7 protein-coding genes are annotated in these 6,652 nt (G+C 70.0%); 3 read left to right on the forward strand and 4 right to left on the reverse strand.

Annotated elements, in window-relative coordinates; translation table 11 throughout:
- Positions 1 to 293 precede the first annotated feature (293 nt).
- Positions 294 to 884, reverse strand: coding sequence for a GNAT family N-acetyltransferase (locus G6020_RS09900; protein WP_182610501.1), 591 nt, complete (start codon positions 882 to 884; stop codon positions 294 to 296).
- Positions 877 to 1,485, reverse strand: a complete 609-nt coding sequence (locus G6020_RS09905; RefSeq protein ID WP_182610502.1) for a GNAT family N-acetyltransferase — start codon at positions 1,483 to 1,485, stop codon at positions 877 to 879. The genes G6020_RS09900 and G6020_RS09905 overlap by 8 nt, the downstream gene beginning before the upstream one ends.
- Before the next feature lie 116 nt (positions 1,486 to 1,601).
- Here G6020_RS09905 and G6020_RS09910 point away from each other — a divergent pair, with 116 nt between their 5' ends.
- Positions 1,602 to 2,240 (forward strand): TetR/AcrR family transcriptional regulator, encoded by a 639-nt coding sequence (locus tag G6020_RS09910; RefSeq protein ID WP_206682223.1) that lies wholly within the window; start codon positions 1,602 to 1,604, stop codon positions 2,238 to 2,240.
- A 5-nt stretch (positions 2,241 to 2,245) separates the two neighbouring features.
- On the opposite strand, the gene G6020_RS09915 is transcribed toward G6020_RS09910, so the two are convergent.
- On the reverse strand, positions 2,246 to 3,448 hold the full coding sequence (locus tag G6020_RS09915; protein ID WP_182610504.1) for a 12-oxophytodienoate reductase: 1,203 nt from the start codon (positions 3,446 to 3,448) through the stop codon (positions 2,246 to 2,248).
- A gap of 135 nt (positions 3,449 to 3,583) precedes the next feature.
- Positions 3,584 to 4,519, reverse strand: coding sequence for an alpha/beta fold hydrolase (locus G6020_RS09920; protein ID WP_347238350.1), 936 nt, complete (start codon positions 4,517 to 4,519; stop codon positions 3,584 to 3,586).
- 269 nt (positions 4,520 to 4,788) lie between these two features.
- Between G6020_RS09920 and eat the strand changes: the two genes are divergently transcribed.
- Positions 4,789 to 6,228 carry an ethanolamine permease gene (gene eat / locus G6020_RS09925; RefSeq protein WP_182610505.1) on the forward strand — a complete coding sequence of 480 codons (1,440 nt, stop codon included), beginning with the start codon at positions 4,789 to 4,791 and terminating at the stop codon, positions 6,226 to 6,228.
- Positions 6,225 to 6,652 (forward strand): ethanolamine ammonia-lyase subunit EutB (gene eutB / locus G6020_RS17040; RefSeq protein ID WP_241732648.1); only part of this gene is annotated, 428 nt, incomplete at its 3' end. The genes eat and eutB, both read left to right, overlap by 4 nt.

Below are 6,652 nucleotides of genomic sequence, written 5' to 3' on the forward strand. Positions count from 1 at the left end.
CGGCCGCGGGCGAGCGCGGCGACCGGGAGCAGACACAGGAGCACGACGGCCCATCCGCCCGGACCGGGCACCCAGCCCCCGGCAGCAGTGTGCGCGACCGTGGCGGTGAGCACGGACGCGAGCACCACCGCGACCGCGCGCCACTGCGCCATCGGGTCGCAGTAGCCGGTCACGACGTAGAACCTACGTCACCGCGTGATCACCACGCCCTCGCGGCTCCGCCTCCCCGTCGTCGGCTCCTCGGTCTCCCGGTGGCCTACCCGCCAACCTCCTCGGCAGCGGAGAGTGAGCGGTCAGGTGGTGCGGGTGTGGGCCCCCATGTCGTCGACCTCCATCTCGTCGAACTGCATGTCCCAGACGGGCGGCCCGTCCGGATGGTCGCGGCGTCCGGTGACGTGAAACCCGTGCCGCTCGTACAGCCGCACGTTCCGCTCATCCGAGGTCTCCAACCGCACGGCGCGGGCGCCTCGACGTCCCACCTCGGCCAGAGCAAACACGAGCAGGGAGCTACCGAGACGCCTGCCCTGCGCGGCGGGGCGCACCCCGAGGGTCTCCAGGGTCCACCCGTCGTGCGGCGGCGATCCGTCGGCCAGCCTCCCGATGCGGTCGCCGTGCAGGGCCACGATCTGCTCGACGGCGTCGTCGTCGGCGTCCGGGGCGTCCGGGGGCAGGAGCGCGATCACGCCGTCACGGTCCTCGGTGACCGCGACGACCCCGTGCCGATAGGCGTGCGCCAGATAGAGCTGCTGCAGGGTGAGCAGGCGCTCGGCGTACCCCTCCTCGGGGATGACGTGACGGGTCCAGGGGTAGTGCGCGAACGCCTGGGCCAGGGTCTCGGCGGCGGGGGCGAGATCGTCCGGCGAGGCGAGGCGGGGGTCAGTCATTCTGGGCTCCTGCGGGTCGGATCATTGCGGTGGATTCCTGTCCGGGCCCCGTGGGCACCGTGCCGACGGGGAGGAAACCGAATCGCTCGTACAGGCGGCGGCTGCCCGCGGTGGTCGCCTCGAGGAACACCGGCTCCGGCCCGCCCTGGTCGATGATGTCCAGGCGGTGGCGCAGGAGGGCCGACCCGATCCCCTTCCCGCGAGCCTTGGGTCCGGTGGCGATGTCGTGGAAGTACCAGTGCGGCTCCGACGGCCGGTGTGCCTCGACCGCGCGGGTGTGTGCCATGCCGCGGCGCGCGGTGGGCGAGATCAGCAGTCGGAGAACCGCTGTGCCTCTCTCGCCCCATCGTGACCAGCGCCCCGCCTCGCGGTGCGGAGGCTCCCAGAGCAACGCCCCCAACGTCTGCCCGTCCTCCACGGCCACGTCGACCCGGTCCGGGTGCCGACGCACGTGGCGTCGATAGTGCGCGGTCAGGCGTGCGGACCGTGAGGCCTCGTCGGGGAAGAACTGCGCCCACGCCGGATCAGCGCCGAACGCCTCCCCGAGCATCTCCCCGATGGTCTGTGCATCGGAGGCCGCCGCCGGTCTGACTTCCACCATGTCTTCCTCCCTCGATCGCGCCCTATTCTACAATGTAGAAATAGTGTCTCGGGCTTGTCGGCCCGAAAGTGGGGGGACTGATGGTCGAGCGCCGCGTCGGACGAGGGCCCAGGGGGTTGTCCCCCGCCTTGATCGTCGAGGCGGCTGTCGGCGTGCTGGAGGAGAGCGGGCAGGAATCGTTCAGCATGCGCAGTGTGGGGCGCGCGGCGGGGTGCGACGCGATGTCGGTGGCCTATCACTTCGGGTCCAAGCAGGGGCTGGCCCGGGCCATGGCGTCGTGGCTCGACGGTCAGGTGCGGCCCGCCCCACCCGGGGCGCCCTGGCGACCGACACTGCGTCACCTGGCTGAGCAGTACCGCGCCCTGGCCAGGGCGTATCCCCGGACGTTCCCGTTGCTCCAGCGGTTCACCCACACCGGGTCGGCCGATTACGCCACGACCGAGGTGGTGCACGCGGCGATGCTGGGTGCGGGGGTCCCCCGGCCTCAGGTGGTGACGGTGACGGTGGGCTGGTACGCGACCGTCCTCGGGCTGGCCACGGCGGAGGCCCTAGGGTTGGTCGCTCCAGTGGACGACGTCACCGCGGCGGAGATCGAGGCCCTGCCCGCCGGGGACTATCCGCTCACCACCGGGCTCCTGGACGACTATCGCGGGATCGACCCCGGCGTCGTCTTTGGCACCGCCGTGGAGCTGATGCACGACGGGATCGAGCGGCTGGGCGGCGACCCGACCCCGGGCGGTCCACAGCGTCCCTAGGTACCTCAGCCCTCGGGGGTCCGCAGAGGCATCTCGTGAACCTCGCGGACGAACTCCGGCAACGGGTCGCCGGTGCGCAGGACAGTCGCGATGGCCGGATCCGCCAGATGGAGCCGGCCCACCGAGATGAGATCGAACTCCCCGGCCTCCAGGCAGTCCACCACGGCATCGATGTTGTCCGCGGTGTGGGCTGGCGCCCCGGACTTCTGCTCGCGGAGCGAGGCCCCGATCCCCACCCCGCCGACCGCGCCCGACGGTAGCCCGGTAAGTCGGCGGGCCCATCCGGCCAGGGACACCTCGCCGTCGTCGCCCTCCAGGTCCGGGAATGCCGGGTCGTTGAACCGCCTGGTGGAGGCGTCGAGCAGGTCCACCCCCGCGTCGGCGAGGGCACCGAGATACACGCCCAGTTCCTCGGTCGTGGTGGCCTTGCGGGCGGTGTAGTCCTGCTGGGTGTGCTGGGAGAAGCGGTAGAACAGCGGGGCGTCGGGACCGATCGCCTCGCGGACCCCGGCGACCACCGCGGCGGGGAACCGGCTGCGCGCGGCCAGGTCGCCGCCCCAGGTGTCGGTCCGCCGGTTGGTGTCGGCCCAGACAAAGGAGTCGAGGAGGTACCCGTGCCCGCCGTGGAGGGTCACGCCGTCGAATCCGGCCTCCATCGCCAGCCGGGCGGAACGGGAGAACGCATCGACCACCTCGGCGATGTCGCCCTCCGTCATCGGCTCGACCTCCGATGACCACCGGGCGACGCTCCGCTCGGAGTAGGTGGTGATGCCCGGGGTGCCCCATCGCCCGGACGGTCGCATCGGGTGCCTCTCCATGAGCCGGTCCCGATTGGCCCGGTCGAAACGGGCGTTGGCACCCCAGAGCGGGCCGACGTGCCACAGCTGCGCGAGAATGCGACCCCCGGCCGAGTGGACCGCGTCGGTGACCTGCCGCCAGGCGGCCACGGACGCGGGCCCGTCGAGGCGAGGGATCCATGCGTGATCCACCGAGGTGGGGTGGTCCACACCGATCCCCTCGGTGACGATCAGCGCGGTACCGCCGGCGGCACGAGCGGCGTAGTAGTCGCGGTTCACCTCGTCGGGCAGGGCGTCCGGGCAGCCCATCCGTGTCATGGGCGACATGACCAGGCGGTTGGCCAGCTGCATGGACCGGACCTGTAGGGGCCGGAACAGTGCCTCGCGCGTGGTGGTGACCGATGGCGTCATCTCGTGGGACCTCTTCCTCTCCGGTGACGGCGACCGGGGGTCCGCACCGGTGACGCCAACACTTGACAGCTGTCAATAGTACCCGGACCGGGCGCACGGCGATGAACCATGCGGACCGCCGGGCGCGTGAGGCGACTATCCGGAGTGCTGTTGTTCCAGCTCGTCGACGGTCTTGTCCGAGGTCTCGGAGATGATGTCGAGGATGCGTTGGTAGTGCGCGGAGTCCGCGCTGACCAGTGAGACGTGGTCCTCGCCGTCGGCCAGCACGAGGGACCCGATCCCGTTCTGCTGCTTCACGGCGTCGATATAGCGGATGGAGTTCTCCGGGGAGACCATCGTGTCGGCCGTGCCGTGCACGGCCACCACCGGTATCCGCGGGTCGATGTTCTGGATGGGGTCGACGGAGGTGTAGCGATCCGGGACCTCGGCAGGGGTGCCGCCGAGCACGGTGACGATCCGGTCGTCACCGTGGGTGGCGGCGTAGATCATGTCGAGGGGCCCGGCCAGGGAGACCACGCGCGTGGGCCGGAACGCGGGGTCGCTCCCGACCTCGTCGTCGTTCAGGGAATGGCGGGTGCCGGACCACATGGCCAACTGGGCGCCGGCACTGTGGCCGACGACGAGCTCGTCGTCGGTGGTGAGCTCGGGGTACTGCTCGTCGAGGCGGACAACGTGATCCAGGGCGTCGGCGACATCGCTGAAGGTGACGGGCCATCCACCGCCGGAGCCGACGCGTCGGTACTCGATGTTGTACACGGCCATTCCGCGGTCGACGAGATCGTCCGCGAAGGAGTTCATGACCTCGGCGCCGAGCTGGGACGCCCACGAACCGCCGTGGATGAGGACGACCAGCGGCACCGAATCCTCGGCGTGCGTTCCGGCCGGCAGGTAGAGGTCTCCCCAGTTCTGGGCCGGGTCCGATTCCCCACGTGTGGGATACGTGATTCGCTCGTAGTGGTGTTGGTCCCGCTCGGCGACGTCGCCCTGGGACGCCGCATCGCCCTGGGGAGCGGCATCGTCATCTGGGGCGCAGCCGCCGATCATCATGGCCGCGATCAGGGATGATGCCACAGCAACGGTGGACCGGGTCCGAGTCGTCCGCTTCACGTGCGTCAGCCTAATGAGCGTCCGGCCCGCTGGTCGGATGTCACGCATTTTGGCGCCAGACCAGAGAGTGGACCGGCCAGTTCGGCTGGTCGTCGGCCGCCCCGGTACACCGCCGATCGCCGTAACGAGGCCGTCACAGTGCGTCGACCCGGTGCTTACACCGCGGACCTACGGTGATCCGGTTCGCGCACCCCGCGCGACATCGTTGGATCTCGCGTCGAGAGAGGCCGCACATGTCCGCCACAGAGTCGATCAGCAGTCATCACGACGGAACCCAGTCGCACGTCGAGGGCAGTGACTACCTGGCCAAGCGCCAGTTGAAGAAGGGCACCGCGGGGTGGGTGCTGCTCGCGGGTCTCGGCGTCAGCTACGTGATCTCCGGCGACTATTCCGGCTGGAACTTCGGCCTGGAACAGGGCGGGTTCGGTGGCCTGCTCATCGTGGCCGTGATCATCGCGGGCATGTACCTGGCCATGGTTCTCGGCATGGCCGAGATGTCCTCGGCGCTCCCGGCCGCAGGCGGCGGCTACACCTTCGCGCGGCGGGCGTTGGGACCGTGGGGTGGGTTCGCCACCGGAACGGCGATCCTCATCGAGTACGCCATCGCGCCCGCGGCCATCGCGACGTTCATCGGTGCGTACGTGGAATCCCTCAACCTGTTCGGGATCACCGACGGCTGGTGGATCTACCTCGCCGTGTACGCGATCTTCATCGGCATCCACCTCTCCGGGGCGGGGGAGGCGCTCAAGGTCATGTTCGCCATCACCGCGATCGCTCTCGTCGGACTCATCATCTTCGCGGTGGCGGCGGCGGGCCAGTTCGAGGCGTCCAACCTCACCAACATCGCTCCCACCGACGCCGCGGGCGCCTCGGACTTCCTGCCGTTCGGCGTCATCGGGATCTGGGCCGCCGTCCCGTTCGCGATCTGGTTCTTCCTCGCCATCGAGGGTGTGCCGCTCGCCGCCGAGGAGGCCAAGGACCCGTCCAGGAACATCCCCCGCGGCATCATCGCGGCGATGGGTGTCCTTCTCGTCACCGCGACCGCCGTCCTGGTCCTGGCCACCGGCGCCGGGGGAGCGGACGCCATCCAGTCCTCGGGCAACCCGCTGGTCGAGGCACTCGGGGACGGTGCGGCCGCGAAGATCGTCAACTACATCGGGCTCGCCGGCCTGGTCGCCAGCTTCTTCTCGATCATGTACGCCTACTCCCGTCAGCTGTTCGCCCTCTCCCGCGCCGGCTACCTGCCCAGGACGCTGTCGATCACCAACTCGCGCAAGGCGCCCACCCTGGCCCTCATCGTCCCGGGTGTCATCGGGTTCCTGCTCTCGCTCACCGGGCAGGGCGACATGCTGCTCAACATGGCGGTGTTCGGCGCCGCGCTCAGCTACGTCCTGATGATGGTCAGCCACATCGTGCTGCGCCGCAGGGAGCCGGACATGGAGCGCCCGTACCGCACCCCGGGTGGCGTCGTGACCACCGGATTCGCGCTCGTCATCGCCGCACTCGCCGTGGTGGCCACCTTCCTCGTCAACAGCACGGCCGCGTTCTGGTGCCTGGTGGTGTTCGGTGCGTTCATGCTGTACTTCGGTATCTACAGTCGGCACCACCTCGTCGCCAACTCCCCGGACGAGGAGTTCGCCGCACTGGCCAGAGCGGAAGCAGAGCTCGAATGACCACGTACACCCAGCAGATCTCGGGAACGACCTATCAGTTCGACGGCCTCGTCGAGCTGATGGCCACGGCGTCGCCCCAGCGATCGGGGGACGAACTGGCCGGGTGCGCGGCGTCGTCCGATGCCGAACGGGCCGCCGCGCAATGGGCGCTCGCCGACGTCCTGCTCGAGACCTTCCTCGAGGACCTGCTGGTGCCGTACGAGACCGACGAGGTCACCCGCCTCATCGTCGACTCCCACGATCGCGCCGCCTTCGCCCCGCTGGCCCACCTCACCGTGGGTGGCCTGCGCGACTGGCTGCTCGAGGTCGCCGCCTCGCCCGGGGCGGCCGCGACGCTGGCCTCCGTGGCCGCGGGTCTGACCCCCGAGATGGTGGCGGCGGTGAGCAAGCTGATGCGCAACCAGGACCTGATTTCCGTGGCTCC

The organism is Dietzia sp. B19, assembly GCF_014145155.1.
GTDB lineage: Bacteria > Actinomycetota > Actinomycetes > Mycobacteriales > Mycobacteriaceae > Dietzia > Dietzia natronolimnaea.

Excerpts from the sequence above, each read along its gene's own strand:
- eat (WP_182610505.1), top strand. The coding sequence starts at position 4,789 with ATGTCCGCCACAGAGTCGATCAGCAGTCATCACGACGGAACCCAGTCG.
- G6020_RS09915 (WP_182610504.1), bottom strand. The coding sequence starts at position 3,448 with ATGACGCCATCGGTCACCACCACGCGCGAGGCACTGTTCCGGCCCCTA.
- G6020_RS09905 (WP_182610502.1), bottom strand. The coding sequence starts at position 1,485 with ATGGTGGAAGTCAGACCGGCGGCGGCCTCCGATGCACAGACCATCGGG.
- G6020_RS09900 (WP_182610501.1), bottom strand. The coding sequence starts at position 884 with ATGACTGACCCCCGCCTCGCCTCGCCGGACGATCTCGCCCCCGCCGCC.